We start from the raw sequence: 16,143 nt of genomic DNA, 5'->3' as shown, positions 1-16,143 counted from the left end.
AACAGAAGCGTCTCGGCAAGCTCGTCCGCCCCGCCGCCATCTACACCGGACCCGCACCCCGCACCCCCGAGTCCGTCGAGGGCTGGGACCAGATCGCCCACACCAGCTGACCATTCGACGTATTCGACTGAAGAATGAGCAGACTCGCGACCACTTCCGACCCACTGACGCGAGCGGGGGTCTCCCGGACAGATTCCCGGCAGGGAAGGTGTTGAATGTTCGAGAATGTATACATTACCAAGAAGGAGCATTACGTGAGTGCTGGGACGAACGCCGGGACCACCAAGGACGTCACTGATTTCTGGTTCGACCCACTGTGCCCGTGGTGCTGGATCACCTCGCGATGGATCCTCGAGGCCACGCAGGTGCGCGACCTGGAGGCGAACTTCCACGTGATGAGCCTGGCCGTCCTCAACGAGGGCCGGGATCTGCCGGAGGAATACCGCTGGCTCATGACCAAGGGGTGGGGCCCGGTGCGGGTGTTGATCGCGGCCGCGCAGAAGCACGGCGACGAGATCCTGCTGCCGCTGTACACGGCGATGGGCACGCTCATCCACAACGAGGGCAACAAGGACTTCGGCGACGTGATCGTCAAGTCGCTCGCCGAGGTCGGGCTGCCGGCCGAACTGGCCGAGGCCGCCGAGTCGGAGGAGTACGACGCCGCACTGCGCGAGAGTCACGCCGCCGGCATGGACGCCGTCGGACCGGACGTGGGAACCCCGACGATCCACGTCAACGGTGTCGCGTTCTTCGGCCCGGTCCTGTCGCGGATTCCCCGCGGCGAGGATGCGGGCAAGGTGTGGGACGGTGTGGTCGCGCTGGCCGGCTACCCGCACTTCTTCGAGCTCAAGCGCACCCGGACCGAGGACCCTCAGTTCGACTGAGCCCAGCCCCGATCCTGGGCACGGTCACCGAGTGCCGGGCCCGGCCGGGTCGGCCGCGTACTGCAGTTTCTGCGGATCGCGGTAGATCTGGCCGGGTTTCACGAACAGGTGACCGTGCCGGGTCCTGTTCCGCAGGGCGCACCGGATGTCCCGACAGCAGATTCACGAACCACGGGAAGAACCCGCGTTCGGTGGTGGCCCGGTCGGCGAGTTCGTCGAATCCGACGATGCTCACGAGATATTTGTCCGCGCCCAGAACACCTCTCGCGCCGCGGGCGCTCTGGGGCCGCACACAGTAGCCGTGATTGTCTGCGGTGTATTCCATCGATCGGAACAGCGCCGACCCGACCACGGCAATGTAGTTGGCGGCGTCGTCGTCCAGGGTCCGCGTACGTCGAGGTGCGGCGCCTGGGCGGCGAAGATTCAGTCGTGATCGGCGGGCTCGCCTCCGGACGCAGATTTGACGCGTGCGGACTCGTTAGTCCGGAAATCTTCACGGACCTCGCCAACAAGTGGACGTTGATGGTCATCGAGTGTCTCGGTGGGCGCACCCTGTGCTTCAGTGAGTTGGGGGACGCAGTCGAGGGCATCAACTACAAGATGCTCACCCAGAACTGCGGAGCTTGAGTTGACGGCCTGGTCGAGCGGAAGGCGCATCCCACCGTGCCACTACGGGCCGCCCACACCCTCACCGAGCCCGGCCACGCCCCTCCGAGCGGCGATCGATGGAATGTGCGCCTGGACCCTCCGGAACCTCGGTCACATCAAGGCATCCCGTCGGAGCTTAGATGCCTGAGCGGCAAATCTGGATCGGACTGGGAACTTGGGCCTGGCGACGGCTGGCGACGTGGTCCGGTCAACCGCGTGCAGCGAATAGCTGGCGAAGCTACGCGCCTTTCTCGGCATGTACTGCGGGACCGCGGGTGTTGACTGTTCCGCCACGCCGCCGCCATTCCGGATCGACGCGTGAACGGAACGTGTCGAGGCTGGCGTCAGGTCTATGTCGCCAAATTGTTTCCGTGCCTTACAGCGTGATGAGCGGCGGGGTTGCCTCAGGGGGTGGCGGTTCCGCCGGGTCGGCTTCGTAGCCCGCTCTATTCTTAGCCTGTGGGTGTGAGGGTCCGGTCGAGCAGGATTTCCGCGGCCACGCGCGCGTGCCGACCATAGCCCGGCTGATCGAGGACCATTGCGCGGCTGGCGGCGCCGTCGGCGAGGGTGACCAGCTGCTCGGCGAGTGCGGCCGGGTCGGCGGCGCCCAGCTCCGCAGCCAGCTCGGTGACGAGCTGCGCCATCAGCAGCTTCTGCTCCCGTGCGTAGGTGTGGACCTCGCTCTGCGGGTCGGGGAACTCGACCGCGGCGTCGATGAACGGGCACCCCCGCACCGGGGACGTGGCCGGAACCGGGGGATCGAACAGCCGGAGAATCCGCTCCCGCGGGTCGAGATCCTCGCGGGTGAGCACGCCTTCCAGGGTCCGCCCCGACGTGGCCAGCTCCCGCAGGTGCGCCATTACAAGGTCGCTTTTGGCCGGGAAGTGCGCGTAGAGAGTGCGTTTGGACACCGGAGCCGCGTCCGCGACCTGTTCCATTCCAGTCGCATTGATCCCCTGGTTGGAGAACAGCAGGGCGGCGGCAGCCAGGATCCGTTCCCGCCCGCCGCGCCCGCGGCGAGTGACCTTCGTCGTCGCATCCATAACGCCTGAGTATACGCACGCGTTTACTTTTTGGCGGAAGTGCTGCTACAGTCACCTTCGTTAGGTAAACGTTAACGTATACATAAGTGTTTCGAGGAGTGCCCCCATGAGCCCGTCCCACCCGACCGAACTGAGCGGCCACGCAGAGAAGCTGATCCGTGGCCGCCGCGCCACCCGCGCGTTCCGGCCCGACCCGGTGCCGGAGGAAACTCTGCGCGCGGCCTTCGCCCTCGCCGGTGCCGCGCCGTCCAACTCGAACGCGCAGCCCTGGCGGGTCGAGGTGGCGAGCGGGGCGCGGAAAGACCGCCTCGCCGACGCGATCGTGGCCGCCCACGCCGAGCAGCGCACCACCGTCGACTTCCCCTACCACGATGACATGTACTCCCCGGAGCAGCAGGACCGCCGCGCCGAGTTCGGTGGCGAGCTCTACGGTGCACTGGGTATCGGACTGGACGACCACACCGCCCGCGCCGCCTACGATGCCGAGAGCCTGCGCTTCTACGGTGCCCCGCACGTCGCGTTCCTCTTCGCCACCGGTGACGGCGCAGCCCGGCTGGCCGCCGATGTCGGCATCTACACCCAGACACTGCTGCTCGCGTTGACCGCGTACGGCGTCGACAGCTGCCCCCAGGGACTGCTCAGCTTCTACGCCGACACTGTCCGCGACGAACTCGGCATGAACGAGGGAAAGCTGCTCGTGGGAATCTCCTTCGGCTACGCCGACCAGGACGCGCCCGTCAACCACATCACCACCGGCCGCGCCGCCCTCGACGCCACGACCACCTTCCACCACTAACCCGCGCCCTTAATTGGATCCAGGACATCCTCCAATGGGATGTTGTCGGTCACCCCCGCTGGCGTTGGCTCGCCTGGTCCAGACACCGGGCGCAGCCCACGCGTAGTCAACGAATACAGTGAGGGTGGCCACGATTACCTCGACGGTTTCGGTTCCAACTCGTGCCACTCTCGATGAAGCCGCGTTTGCGATGGACACCCGCGCACACCGAGGAAGTCGATCTGACGTCAAACACCTCGACCATACCTACCTGGATCCGGCATGGACACAACTCGACCGTTCGCACTAAGCCATCTCTTCTATCCGGACGGCTCACCCATGCCGATACTCAAAGCCTTTTGCTTCGTGGACCTTCCGATTTCCACGGAATGCCTCGTCCTTAACACGACGGCGTGAGTTCCCGCTGGGGGATGGACACTCGACGCATAGAAAGAGTGTACGTAGCACTATCCCCGCAGTATGTCTTCCTGCAGGGCAATGCCCGCAGGGGTCCGAAGCCGACCGAGGCTATCGCACACTCACTTCAGCGAAACTGCCGACACTCGTCGCCCTGCACCAGCCGAAGACACTTACAACATCAAACGTGAACGAAACATGATGAGAGATTCCGATGGAATTGTTATCGGGTACAACACGATCAACGCATCAGAACACCGAGCTATGCCGACCGGACCCGCGCTTGCAGAGGTCCGCTTGCGTGGTCGTTCCGAAAGGACAGCTAACCAGGCGCACGGGATGCACCCGCGCATCGTCCACTCCCCCGCCGCCGCAAAGGCGACAAAACGAAGACCCAGCATCGACGCCTCGCGCGACGGCCGCGGACGGCTCGGAATGGAGGACCTACGGAATGTTCTGGATCGCCCTGATCGGTGGCATGACACTGCTGGGCGCTGCAGTAGGGAACCCGTACCTCGGCGCCTTTGGAGGCGCACTCGCAGCTGGCGTCGTATCTCTCGCAGCAACCATGATTGGATAATCGGTCGCGCTGCGACCAAGCTCGAAACCGAGGCGCGGCACACCCTCCGTTCCACCAGAATCCTGACCGTCCGTTTGCCGGTCATCGAGAGATGCGCGGCGCTGTCAGAACGAGCACCAATTCCGACAATGATCTCGCACGGACTACCCCGCACGACTGCAAGACTGCGGCGTTGAGAGATGCAGACGAACGGCAGCGTTCACACCAAACCTCCACCTACATGCGCGCGGACAAGGCCCACCACCGCGACGTGAACCCTCCACCTAGACAACACCTAGGTGGAACGATCAACCTACGCCGTCAAAACCGCGCTCGCCCGCGTGATTTTGATTGCGCGAAGTTCCCCGAAACATCTCTGCAATCGTGCAGATTCCCGTACATCGGCGGGAGTTGTTTGCGCTTATAGGGTGTCAGTCTGACAAAGGACATCGGCGAAACTTCAGAGAAGCGAGGCTGCAACTCGGTCTCCTTTGCAGGCTCGGCGTAGGTGAAGGGATTTGCATAGGCCAGCGGTGACCCCTCACACGAGCTGGCCTATGCAAATCCTGATATACCGACACCGGACCACGAACCCAGTAGCCCTAGCGGTTGTCCACTGAACCCGCCGTAACTCAGCGAGCACCTGCCCATGCGAATTCGAAGCAGAAGAGAGAGGAGTTCAGCGCTGCAATGTCCCCTGTCGTCGCAGACTTGGGAACCCGTCCCCTTCACCTCGAACCCAGACGAGAATTCCGGTTGCAGTCAGTCTTCCCAGCATCGGCTCGGAAGTGCATCAATCGGGGGAGCCTCATCGACGCGATCGTGGTTGAAGTTCTTGGATTTCTCGTTGGCTGTGCCAGCAGGGAATACCCGTCGCCGCCCTAGTTGATCATCGACAGCGTGAGCGTGTGCGGCTCAGCCTCTTTGGTCGCGCCGCCGAACGTGACTGTCCTGAAGCTGGTCGATGGAGTCGACTCCTAACAGCTGCATCGTGTTCCGGAGCTCGACAGCCATCAGCTCCAGTGCTCGATCGACACCTCGCTCGCCTCCGGCCATGAGGCCGAACAGGTATGCCCGGCCGATGAGCACGAAGTCGGCCCCGAGACATAACGCCGCCGCCACGTCGGCTCCGGACCTGATCCCACCGTCAACCAAGACGTCGGCGTGATCCCCGATGGCCTTCGCGATCGCCGGCAGCCGCTCCATGGGGACCGGTGCGCGATCGAGCTGGCGGCCACCGTGGTTGCTCACCACGACCGCGTCGGCACCTGCATCAACGACGGCGCGCGCATCGGCAACGCCCTGGACGCCCTTGACGATTAACTTGCCGCCCCAGATCTCGCGCAGCCAGCCCAGGTCGGCCACCGTTGCAGCGGGGTCGAACATCGACCCCACGAGCTGTGCGATCGTCCCGTCCTTCGAGCTCATCGAGGCGAACTCGAGTGGCGGAGTGGAGAGCAGGTTGAACCACCACGACGGCTTGCGGCTGGCGTCCACGACGGTTCGAAGTGTCAGCGACGGGGGTATTGTCAGCCCATTGCGTACGTCGCGGAGACGGGGGCCGGCGACCGGGGTGTCGACGGTGAGGACGAGAGCCTCGTATCCTGCCTCGGCGGCTCGCCGCACGAGGTCTCGACTGGCCTCGCGGTCGCGCCACAGATAGAGCTGGAACCACTTTCGGCTCGCAGGGACGGCATCGCTGACGTCTTCGAGCGATGTGGTTCCCATGGTCGAGAGTGCGTACGGTACACCGGCTCTGGCGGCGGCTCTGGCCACCCCGATTTCGCCCTCGTGATGCATCATCCGGGTGAAGCCCGTGGGTCCCAGGCCGAAGGGAAGCGCCGATTCCGATCCCAGCACCGGGGTACGGGTATCGACCCGGGACACGTCTCGCAGCACGCGTGGGTGGAATTCGATGTCGCGGAAGAACTCCGCAGACCGTTCCATCGCGATCTCGTCTCCGGCGCCACCATCGGTGTAGTCGAAGACTGCACGTGGCACTCGCTGTCGTGCGATGGCGCGCAGTGCGCTGACTGATTCGGCGCGAGCTAGCCGTCGATCGGTTCTGTCGAGGATGAATGGTCGTGGTCTGAGCAACGGTGCCAGCTCGGATGATCGGGGAAACCGCCTTCGGGACCGCGGCCGGGGTCCCAAGGCGTCCGGGTGGGGGAAGCGTGGAGGCGCGGTGTCTGTCCGCTCGGCGTCAACAGTCATGTTCGGTCTTACCCTCCGTTGCCCATGTCGTGGCGGTGCCACATACTGGCCCATTTTCGAGTATCTTGCCGCGCCCCAAAAGAAGTGGGCGCTCCCCCGCGATTCCGTACAGGCCCTCGTGGTCGTGTTGGTATTGCGCGTTGGTCTCAGCTGGCCGGAGGGCCGTGACCAGCAGGAATAGGCGCTTCGATGGCGTCCAGACGCCGTCACGCCGAAGAGTCCATGGATGTCCTGCTTGCCGCGGCCTCTATCTCCGGACGGACCCGGGTAACATCGCCATCCCATTCAACGTTGCAATCCCTTCCGATACCTTTCGCGCCATCATCGAGGTAGTCAGTCATTGAACGTGCAGCGCGGCTGAGCTAGCGCGATGCACCCAGCGGCGCTGAGGCGTCCCGCTCCGTTGCAGCAATGTCTGCCTCGGCCATGAGCGCGTCGAGGATCGCTGTCAACTGGTCTAAGAGTTGCGGGTCTCTGAATGTGCCGTCATCCGAGAGCTGATCCTCCACCTCGGCGACGGCAAGCTCGAGGTCCACCACGCGAGCGCCGGCTGCTCCCAGAGAGCCGCGAAGCTGGTCCTGGGCCCAGGTCGCTCCGAAGCTGGACGTGCTGGCACCGATCACTGCGACTGCCAACCCACGTAGTGCTGCCGTTGTCACCGGGCGCGACGCCCAGTCAAACGCGTTCTTCAACTGGCCGGGGATCGACGCGTTGTACTCGGGCGTCGCAATGATCACGGCGTCTGCCCAATCGAGCAGACTGCGAAAGTGACTGACGGCAGCCGGCGGCGTCCCTTCATCGTCAGCATTGAACGGCGGGATGTCTCTGAGCGCCTCATAGCGCTGATACTCAATGCGGGCCGGCAGCCCATCGGCCGCGACTGCGAGCAGCTTGGTGTTGAACGAGTCGCGCCGGAGACTGCCCGAGATTCCCAGGACCCGAGTGATCGCCTGAGTCACGGCCTATACCTTCGCTTTCGGCAGCTCGAACTCGGCTGTAAGCGTAACCTCGTTCGACAGCGCATACCGTCCTCCGGGGAGTCGCTGGTTCCATGTCACGCCAAACCGCCTGCGGTCAATCACCGTTTCGAGGTCGATCCCGACACGCTCAGTGGCGTGGGAGTCGTCTGCCACGTACAACAGTCGGCCACGCAGCTCCACACGCTCGGTGTGACCCCGCGCCGTCAGATCGCCGATGACGACGAGTGTTTCGTCATCGGCGAGGGTCACGGACGTCGACCGGAACTGAACGGTCGGGTGGCGCAGGGCGTCGAAGAATTCTGGCGACTGCAGATGCGTGTACTGTTCGTCGTTCTTGACCTGGATGCTGGCGGCTCTAGCCGAGCCGTTCAGGGTCATCTCGCCGGAGTCGTCCACCTCAAGGGTGGCGTCGAACTCGGCGACTCCGCTCCGGAATCGGGAGATCTTGTGCATTGCCGAGATCCCCACGGTGGAGTGGATCGGGTCCAGCCGATAGGTGCCCGGCGTAGCTCGGGGGAAGGTGTCTTCGCTCATCGTTCGCCTCTCGTCGAGGTGGTCTGGTGGGTTGTTGCTCCGGACGTGTCCGTCAGCGGATAACCACGAGGATTCGCAGCGATCTGGCCTTGAGTTCCGGCCATTAGGTCAGATCGCTGATCTGACCTAATGGCCGGGCAGGGTTCCCTCGTGACGAGAGCCAACTCTCGAAGGATCGGCGGGATCTGGTTCACCTCGTAAAGGTGCGAGCGCTGCCGCCTGGGCGCCCTGTCCTGCCGAGAAGGATTCCCCTTCTTCACGTACTCCAGACGGTAGGAACTCCCAATGGCCCGCACCCGCTGGTCTCTGTGAATACTCGTAAAGTGTATACTTTTCGAGTTGTTTGGGTCAAGAGATATATCCAGAAATTGCAGGGCCGCACGAGAACCGCCGGTTTCTTCAAGTGCTTCCGCAAGACCTCTCTGCGAAGAGAAGTGATTCTGGGCGCATCCTCCCGGTTGCGTCGCTAGAGCGGTATCACGGATGGGTCAACGTATTAGATAAAGGGTGCGCACGACGATTGCCGTGCGCACCCGACATGCCGAACGTAATGGTTACCCGCGAACAGCGAGTGCCAGTGAGGCGACACCTGCCGCGCCGGCGAGCACATCTGCCAACGCCGCGACGAGGTCCTCGGGCGCACCAGACCCTTGCGAGCGCCACGCGACGTGCCCGTCGGGTCGAACCAGTGCTGCGCCCTCGTGCCCGAGGGTCAAAGGTCCAACCAGGTGCGGCAGCACCTTGACCAGGAGTGGCATCTTCCCCTCGCGCGCCAAATCCTCTCCGGCTGCTTTCCAGCCAGTCGCGTCGGGGCCGCAGACCAGGACGAACGCCGTGTCGAACCAGTCAATGGTCGACTCGGACTCGGCCGCATCCAGCCACATGTGTGGGAACCGGGCGCCCGGTCGATCGGTCGGCCAGTAATACCGTGAGTCGTGAGGCGGGACCGGTGAACCGTCGTCGACCACGGCGGCACTGTCGGCGTAGATGAGCCCCATCGCTTGCCCCTCGCAGTTGATCTGTCGGTCCTGATCGATCAGGAGTGCGCGCCAGGGCTCGGGATCATCGTGACGGTTGTGGAAGATCTCATCCATCTCCTCGATCCGGTCAAAGCCCTCGACCGACCAGTTCGTGTTCGACCACGCCACCGGATGACGCTCGGTCTCGTAAGTGTCGAGCAGCGCATCAGTGCCACTGCCGTCCAGCACCGCAGCGAGCTTCCAGGCGAGGTTGTGAACGTCCTGGATGCCGGAGTTCATCCCGATACCGCCCGCTGGCGGAAAACGGTGGGCGGCGTCGCCAGCGAGGAACGCCCGGTCGCGGCGGAACGACTTCGCGACCTGCGCGCTCATGTTCCACACCTGGACGTTGATCGGCTCGACCTTGAGGTCGGGGATCCCCCAGTACTCGCGTACGAGGTCGATGAGATGATCGGTGCTGTACGGCTCCTCTCCGTCGCCGAGCAGCTGAATGAAGCGCCACCGGTCCCCGTCCGGCCCGGTCCCGAGCACGTCGAGGGCTGGACGTCCTTTCGGGCGGCACAGGAATCCCACGACGCGCCTAACGTGAGGCAAGTGTCCCACCGGCGCACGGAAGTAGTGGGTTGCACGCACCTGCAGCGTCTCGGGCCCTTCCATCTCGATGCCGACTCGCTCGCGTACGAGGCTCGCAGCTCCGTCGCACCCGACGATGTAGCGAGATCGCACCTCGAACTCCTCGCCGGTGTCGACATGGCGGAGTAGTGCGGTCACCCCCTCGGAATCCTGCTGGAACGAGATGACCTGTGTCGAACGACGAAGGTCGACCCGGGGCCGGGTCGAGAGCGCGTGGTCGAGTGCCTCTTCGACGACATCTTGCGCGACGATCGATTTCGGGGACGGCGTGTTGTTGCTGGGTTCCGGATGAGTCAGCGCGACGATCGGGCCACTTAAGCTCTCGCACCAGCTGATCACGTCGGAGTTCGGCGGCAGCCCGCCGCCACGCACCTGGTCCTCGATGCCCCATACTCGAAAGTGCTCCATCGTGCGCGCGGTGCTGCCGTACGCCTTCGGGTGCACCGTGGTCGCCGGGCGGCGCTCTGCAACGAGACTCGAGATCCCGAAGCGGTCGAGCAACAACCCGAGGCTCATGCCGACAGGACCGGCACCGACCACGAGAACAGGCACCTCGATCATCGCGCTTCCTTTCGTGTGACAACGGATGTGGTTTGGGATTCCGTACGGGCCGGATAAATGCCCAACGAGTTCACGACGTCTCCAGCAGTTCTCGGGCGAGCGTCCCACCGGCGACAACACGCTCAAGTGCATCTCGGAGCTCGCCCGGGTCTCCGGGGCCTGTCGCCCGCCAGGCGACATAGCCGTCAGGCCGGACCAGCACCGCACCGTCGCGCTCAATCGTCAACGGACCAAGCAGCGCCGTCAGCTGCTTGATCTCGAGCGCCAGGTCGAGCTCGGTTGCCAGGGCTGTGCCGGCCCGCGCCCACCCCTGCGCCCCAGGACCGCAGACGAGGACGAACGACGTGTCGAACCAGTCGATCGTCGACTCCGTCTGATCCGCGTCGATCCATATGTGGGGAAACCGCGCGCCGGGTCGGTCCGTCGGCCAGTAGTACTGGGCCTCGTGCTCGGGCATCGGGGAACCATCGTCGATCAGAGCACCGTCGGCATAGATGTATCCGAGCGACTGGCCTTCGCAGTTGATCTGCTCGTCCATGTCGACCAACAGGTCGCGCCAGGTCCGGGGGTCCTCGCGGCGGTTCTGGAAGGCCACGTCCATTTCCTGCATTCTGCGGAAGTTTCCTACCGACCACTCGGTGTTGTCCTGCGCCACCGGACGGCGTTCGGCCTCGTACGTGTCGAGCAGCATCTCCTCGGCCTGTCCGTCGAGCACCATCGCGAGCTTCCACGCAAGGTTGTGTACATCTTGGATGCCCGAGTTCAGCCCCATGCCGCCCGTGACCGGGAAGCGGTGGGCTGCGTCGCCTGCCAGGAAGACGCGTCCTCTGCGAAACTCCTTGGCCACCTGGGCACTCATTCGCCAGGGCATGACGTTGATGAGTTCGACCTTCAGGTCCGGGATTTCCCAGTAGTCGCGGACGAGGGCGATGAGCTGCTGCTCGGTGAGCGGCTCCTGCCCCTCCTTCAGCTTCTCGAGAAAACGCCAGCGGTCCGCGTCCGGGCCGCTGGCCAGCACGTCGATGTGCGGCCGCGACGGGTCGGACGGCCGAACGAGGAACCCGATGGCACTGCGAACGTGCGGGAGACGGCTGAGATCAGCGCGGTAGTAGTGACTGGCCCAGAGCGCGATGGTCTCGGGACCGTCCATCTCCACGCCGAGCCGGTCGCGCACGACGCTGTCGGCTCCATCGCAGCCGACGAGATACTGAGCGCGTACCAGCACCTCCTCGGCAGTCTCTACGCTCCGCAAACGGGCACTGACCCCGTCGACGTCCTGCTCGAAGGACACCAGCTCGGTCGACCGGCGGATGTTCGCGGCCGGACTCGTGCCGAGGGCCGCGTCGAGGGCCTCTTCGACCGCATCCTGCGAGACGATCGACTTCGGGGCGGGCGTGTTGAGCGTCGCCTCTGGGTGCGTGTAGGCCACCAGTGGACCGCTGAGGCTCTCGCACCAGCAGACAACGTCGGCCGTGGCGGGCAGACCTGCCGCCCGGACCCGGTCCTCGATCCCCCAGACGCGGAAGTGCTCCATGGTCCGCGCCTGGCATCCGAAGGCCTTCGGATGCTTGGTAGTCGTCGGGCGTCGCTCGGCGAGCATGCTTCGTATCCCCAGGCGGTCGAGCTGGAGCGCGAGGCTCATGCCCGCAGGTCCGCCGCCGACGATCAGGACTGGAACATCGATCGTGGAAGTCATTTTCTTTTCTTTCCTTTGCTTCGGTCTCTCAGGACTGCAGTGCCGTGTTCGATGCCGCCCGTGGGCGGTGGTGTTCCAGGCGATGCCCTTGCGGCCCCGGATGCCCAACGCATCCGGGGCCGCAAGCAGGGCTCATGGCGTCGCGGTGAGGCCGGTCCGCTCGATCGAATCGGCCAATTCGTCGAAGCTCGCGAAGCTGTCGGCGTTCTCCCTGGTGACGACCTTGGCAGCGACCAAGATCGACTTGGGCAATGGGAGATTCTGGTCCGTCCGGACGTTGTAGAGGCCCGCCAGCGCCATCGCGCCGATACGGACCGCGTCGACCGATGTCGTCATGAGAAGCTTGCCGGCCTTGACACCACCGATTCCGTCGCTGCCACCGTTCGACCCAGCCGCGATCAGCTCTCGGCCGCTCGCTCGCGCCGCGGTCACGGCTCCGAGTGCGCTCGGATCGTTGTAGGCGATGATGGCGTCGAGGTCGGGATCCTTGCTGAGCATCGGACCGGATACCGCCGCTGCTCCGTTCGAGTCGTCGGTGGCGTTGGACCGCTCTCCCGCGAACTCCAGCCCAAACTTCGCGGCCCAGTACTTCGACCGCTCCATCTGGTACAGAGGCCCCGCGACCGGGAACGCGATGTTGAGGATCCCGAACTTGGCCCCCGCCTTCTCAGCGGCGATCGCCTTGGCCGTCTCGTATGCCTGGTGGTCCGCGCCCTTCATGATCTGACCGGTGAAGCCCTCGGGCAGCTCGCCGTTCTCGAGGGCGACATCGACCCCGATCAGCGGGATGCCCTTCTCCTGTGCCTGCTTGATGAGGGGAGACAGCGCCTTAGGGTCGAGCGGATTGACGAGGATCCCGTCCACCCCCTGGGCCAGCAGCTGCTGGAAGTTCGAGACCTCACGGTCGACCTTCAGCTGACTGTCGAGGACAATCGTCTTGGCCCCCAGGAACTTGGCTTCCGCCTCGAAGCCCTCGCCCAACGCGTTGGTCAGCTCGTTGCCGGACGTGTTGTTGAGATAGCCGAACGTCAGCGTCTTGCCCGGCTTCTTCGCCGGCAGGCCGTAGCTGGTGGGCAGATCAGATTCCGGGCCCGAATAGGGCGGAATGCTTGCCGCGTCCGCTCCCGGCGAGGACCCGTCGCCGGTCGAGGTGTCACTGGAGCTGCACGCGGTCATCATCAACAGGCAGGCGCTCGTAATGAACGCAGCGGCCGCGAGGACGCGCCCAGGTCGGTTTCTTGTGTGGATGGACATGTACATAATTCCTTCGATCTAGGTGAGCTGGTCGGATGTCGCGGCGGCCGATGGCGGCCCGCCTGTGATAACCGCGTCCGGGCCGTCTCCTCCCGACGCGCTACCGCGTGAGAGGCGGGCCGACCATCCGGTCTGGCGCAGGCGGTCAAGGCCGACCGCGGAGACGAGGATGGCGCCGGTGATGACCTGCTGCCAGTAGCCTGAGACCCCGGCGATGCCGAGGCCGTTCTGGAGGACGCCCACGAAGAGCACACCGACAACCGTCCCACCGATACCCCCGACGCCGCCGGTGAACGTAGTGCCACCAAGGAGCACCGCTGCGACCGCCGCGAGCGCGATATCGGTGCCGACGAGCGGGCTCGCAGCCCCCAGTCGGCCGGTCTGCACCACGGAAGCGAGCCCGGCGCACGCTCCGGCGATCGCGTACACGGACACCGTCGTCCAGGCCACGTTGATGCCCGTGAGACGTGCAGCTTCGACATTTCCGCCGATCGCACAGAGATCCCGACCGAAGTACGTCCTCTTATGGACATACGCGAACAGCGCGAAGCAGGCGCCCATGATCCAGACCGGGACGGGAAGCCCCAGGATGTTCGAGAATCCGACACTGTCGACGAACGACGACGTGACGTAGGTCGTCTTGCTCTCGGACCAGATGTTCACCACACCGGTGAGCACGGAGGCCACCCCGAGCGTTACGACAAAGAACGAGAGTCGCCACTTCCCGATCGGTATGCCGTTGAGCACTCCGCCCACGACAAAGCCGAAGACCACGGTCAGACAGGCAGCCACCGCTCCGGGGACACCAGCTTCGATGACCTTCGCCAGGAAGATCCCGGAGAGTGCCAGCGTGGCTCCGATCGAGAGATCAAGGCCCGCCGTGAGGATGATGAACGTCATCCCGCAGGCGCAGATCGAGACGACGGAGACGCTCGCGAGCAGGTTTTTGATGTTCTGGTCCGTTAGGAACTGGTCCTGCGTGATGCTGAGCACGAGAAACATGATCACGAGCAGAGCAAGCACCGCGCCGTAGCGACCGAAGCCATCGCTGGTCGGTCGCGGGAGTCGGCTGGCCCACGACGGGCGTTCGGGCGGCGGCTTGGAGATCGTGGAACTGTTGTTGATGCTCTTTGTTGACGTGCTGTCGATGGTGTTCACTCGTGACCTCCGGCGTAGTGGGCAATGGTGGATTCGGTGGCTTCCGCCCGTGACAGCACCGCACGGATCCGTCCACGGAACATCACGGCGATGCGGTCGCAGATGCTCAGCAGCTCGGGATTCTCCGACGAGCTAACGAGAATTCCCAGGCCGTCGTCGGCAGCGGCGATGAGCAGCCGGTGGATCTCGGTCTTGGCCCCTATGTCGACTCCGCGGGTTGGTTCGTCGAGGAGCAGGACCTGCGGCCTGATCGCAAGCCATTTGCCCATCACGACCTTCTGCTGGTTACCACCAGACAAAGTCTGGACAGTGGTGTTAGGTGACACGGCCTTGATCTGCATCGACACCATGGAGTCGGCCACTACGGGGCCTTCCTCCTTGGCGCGGTGCCTTCTCGCGCGGCGGGACCATGCAGTCGACGCCATGACGAGGTTCTCGCGGACACTCATGCCGAGGACCAGCCCCTGCTCCTTGCGGTTGGCCGGGACAAAACCCACGCCGGCCCCGATCGCGTCACGGGGCCCTTTCGGATGGAATGGCGCGCCGCCGACCTCGACGACCCCGGTCGCCGGTCGATGGAGTCCGAACACCGTCTCGAGCAGCTCACTGCGGCCGGCACCCACAAGTCCGGCGAGTCCGACGATCTCACCGGGAGCGACGTCAAGTGAGATCTCCTCGATCACCCCAGGGACTGTGACCTCACGGATGCGGAGGACGGGGTCTGCCGTCGGGCGCACACGATGGTTCTCTGCGAGCGTCTGGTGGCTGGCGCCGACCATCGCTTCGATCAAAGACGTTTCGTCGTAGTCGGCGATCGGCCCCTCGCTGACAAGGAGGCCGTCGCGCAGCACCGCGATCCGATCCGCGACGCGAAAGACCTCCTCGAGCCGATGAGACACGAAAATGGTCGACACCCCACCGTCTGCGAGGCCTCTGACACGGTCGAGCAACGCATCGACCTCATCGTCGGTCAGAGAGCTGGTGGGCTCGTCGAGGATGAGCACCCGAGCGTCGATCGACAGTGCACGCACGATCTCGACCAGCTGCTGCTGGTCCGGTCGCAACTGTCGCACCGGCGATGCCGGGTCGATGTCCATGCCGAATCGCGCAAGCAGCTCATGGGCGTCCCGCATGGTGCGCTTCCAGTCGATGCCGAATCGTGTGCGGGCCATCCGGTGGCCGAGGTAGATGTTCTCCGCGACGGTCAGCTCGGGTGCCAGCGTGGTTTCCTGTGTCACGGTCACGATGCCGTGGCGGATTGCCTCCTGCGGCCTGGAGAACGTGACGGGCTCGCCGTCGATGTCGATGCGTCCGGCGTCCGGTCGGACCTGTCCCGCCAACACCCGGAGCAAGGTTGACTTGCCGCACCCGTTCTCCCCGCACAGGCCGAGCACCGTGCCGGCGGTCGGGATCGTCAGATCAGCGCCACGAAGAGCCTGGACACCGCCATAGCTCTTACGAATCCCGGTGAGCCGCAGAGCGGGTACCCGATGAACCGTCGATGTGTCCTTCGTCACCATGCGCGAAACTGTATACTTTTCATCTCGTGAACGTCAACGACATGTATCCACTTTGTGCGAATTGATTGATGCAAGCGAAATCGATGACCTTCAGGCATTAGAAAAACGGGCCCGCCGCTTCATGGACCGTTAACAAGCGTCTAGCCGTAGTTCATCGAAAAGGCGGGAGGAGTCCCGCCCACACCGCACCGCGTTCGCAAACCGAACGGCACCAACGGCGGATCATCAGGCCTCGGTTCACCCACCGCTGGCGGCCACCCCGCTTCAGCTACCTGCACCTACCCCGA

The 16,143-nt window shown here is 64.4% G+C and carries 12 protein-coding genes and 2 pseudogenes; 4 read left to right on the top strand and 10 right to left on the bottom strand.

Annotation, left to right across the window (positions count from 1 at the left end):
* Together RJ1_RS48525 and RJ1_RS42585 are read left to right on the top strand one after the other, a co-directional pair.
* Positions 1–110, top strand: a pseudogene (locus RJ1_RS48525) (citrate/2-methylcitrate synthase); the annotation flags it as partial.
* 144 nt (positions 111–254) lie between these two features.
* Positions 255–884 (top strand): mycothiol-dependent nitroreductase Rv2466c family protein, encoded by a 630-nt coding sequence (locus tag RJ1_RS42585; protein ID WP_073370263.1) that lies wholly within the window; start codon positions 255–257, stop codon positions 882–884.
* Positions 885–908: 24 nt separating this feature from the next.
* Here the strand turns inward: RJ1_RS42585 and RJ1_RS48520 are convergent.
* Positions 909–1,272, bottom strand: a pseudogene (locus RJ1_RS48520) (M48 family metalloprotease); the annotation flags it as partial.
* 41 nt (positions 1,273–1,313) lie between these two features.
* On the opposite strand from RJ1_RS48520, the gene RJ1_RS48515 reads away from it, so the two are divergent.
* Complete coding sequence (locus RJ1_RS48515) at positions 1,314–1,511, top strand: hypothetical protein (RefSeq protein ID WP_240319607.1); 198 nt, start codon at positions 1,314–1,316, stop codon at positions 1,509–1,511.
* A gap of 473 nt (positions 1,512–1,984) precedes the next feature.
* Here RJ1_RS48515 and RJ1_RS42570 read toward each other — a convergent pair whose 3' ends face one another.
* Positions 1,985–2,575, bottom strand: a complete 591-nt coding sequence (locus tag RJ1_RS42570) for a TetR/AcrR family transcriptional regulator (protein WP_061699786.1) — start codon at positions 2,573–2,575, stop codon at positions 1,985–1,987.
* Between the two features lie 106 nt (positions 2,576–2,681).
* Here RJ1_RS42570 and RJ1_RS42565 point away from each other — a divergent pair, with 106 nt between their 5' ends.
* Entirely contained in the window at positions 2,682–3,371 is a 690-nt protein-coding gene (locus RJ1_RS42565; protein WP_073370258.1) for a nitroreductase, read from the top strand.
* Positions 3,372–5,241: 1,870 nt separating this feature from the next.
* Here the strand turns inward: RJ1_RS42565 and RJ1_RS42560 are convergent.
* The 8 genes from RJ1_RS42560 to RJ1_RS42525 all read right to left on the bottom strand — a co-directional run bounded on the left by RJ1_RS42560 (position 5,242) and on the right by RJ1_RS42525 (position 15,856).
* Entirely contained in the window at positions 5,242–6,480 is a 1,239-nt protein-coding gene (locus RJ1_RS42560) for an alpha-hydroxy acid oxidase (protein ID WP_073370257.1), read from the bottom strand.
* Positions 6,481–6,902: 422 nt separating this feature from the next.
* Positions 6,903–7,499 (bottom strand): NADPH-dependent FMN reductase, encoded by a 597-nt coding sequence (locus RJ1_RS42555; protein WP_083400352.1) that lies wholly within the window; start codon positions 7,497–7,499, stop codon positions 6,903–6,905.
* Positions 7,500–7,502: 3 nt separating this feature from the next.
* Positions 7,503–8,054, bottom strand: a complete 552-nt coding sequence (locus RJ1_RS42550; RefSeq protein ID WP_052033363.1) for a YceI family protein — start codon at positions 8,052–8,054, stop codon at positions 7,503–7,505.
* A gap of 554 nt (positions 8,055–8,608) precedes the next feature.
* The gene (locus RJ1_RS42545) at positions 8,609–10,228 is read right to left on the bottom strand and encodes an FAD-dependent monooxygenase (protein ID WP_073370255.1); all 1,620 of its coding nucleotides are present in this window, start codon (positions 10,226–10,228) and stop codon (positions 8,609–8,611) included.
* 70 nt (positions 10,229–10,298) lie between these two features.
* Positions 10,299–11,924: an FAD-dependent monooxygenase gene (locus RJ1_RS42540; RefSeq protein ID WP_073370252.1), complete on the bottom strand. Its 1,626-nt coding sequence runs from the start codon at positions 11,922–11,924 to the stop codon at positions 10,299–10,301.
* A 132-nt stretch (positions 11,925–12,056) separates the two neighbouring features.
* Entirely contained in the window at positions 12,057–13,178 is a 1,122-nt protein-coding gene (locus RJ1_RS42535; protein ID WP_162850275.1) for a sugar ABC transporter substrate-binding protein, read from the bottom strand.
* An 18-nt stretch (positions 13,179–13,196) separates the two neighbouring features.
* Complete coding sequence (locus RJ1_RS42530) at positions 13,197–14,336, bottom strand: ABC transporter permease (RefSeq protein WP_061699790.1); 1,140 nt, start codon at positions 14,334–14,336, stop codon at positions 13,197–13,199.
* Positions 14,333–15,856: a sugar ABC transporter ATP-binding protein gene (locus tag RJ1_RS42525; protein WP_073370249.1), complete on the bottom strand. Its 1,524-nt coding sequence runs from the start codon at positions 15,854–15,856 to the stop codon at positions 14,333–14,335. Before RJ1_RS42525 ends, RJ1_RS42530 begins: the two co-directional genes overlap by 4 nt.
* Positions 15,857–16,143 lie beyond the last annotated feature (287 nt).

The organism is Rhodococcus jostii NBRC 16295 (assembly GCF_001894825.1).
In the GTDB taxonomy this organism is placed as follows: Bacteria; Actinomycetota; Actinomycetes; order Mycobacteriales; family Mycobacteriaceae; genus Rhodococcus_F; species Rhodococcus_F jostii.
The sequence above is the reverse complement of the archived record's forward strand: the minus strand, read 5'-3'. Positions and strand labels throughout refer to the sequence as shown.

Excerpts from the sequence above, each read along its gene's own strand:
- RJ1_RS42570 (WP_061699786.1), bottom strand. The coding sequence starts at position 2,575 with ATGGATGCGACGACGAAGGTCACTCGCCGCGGGCGCGGCGGGCGGGAA.
- RJ1_RS42565 (WP_073370258.1), top strand. The coding sequence starts at position 2,682 with ATGAGCCCGTCCCACCCGACCGAACTGAGCGGCCACGCAGAGAAGCTG.
- RJ1_RS42550 (WP_052033363.1), bottom strand. The coding sequence starts at position 8,054 with ATGAGCGAAGACACCTTCCCCCGAGCTACGCCGGGCACCTATCGGCTG.
- RJ1_RS42545 (WP_073370255.1), bottom strand. The coding sequence starts at position 10,228 with ATGATCGAGGTGCCTGTTCTCGTGGTCGGTGCCGGTCCTGTCGGCATG.
- RJ1_RS42540 (WP_073370252.1), bottom strand. The coding sequence starts at position 11,924 with ATGACTTCCACGATCGATGTTCCAGTCCTGATCGTCGGCGGCGGACCT.
- RJ1_RS42535 (WP_162850275.1), bottom strand. The coding sequence starts at position 13,178 with ATGTCCATCCACACAAGAAACCGACCTGGGCGCGTCCTCGCGGCCGCT.
- RJ1_RS42525 (WP_073370249.1), bottom strand. The coding sequence starts at position 15,856 with ATGGTGACGAAGGACACATCGACGGTTCATCGGGTACCCGCTCTGCGG.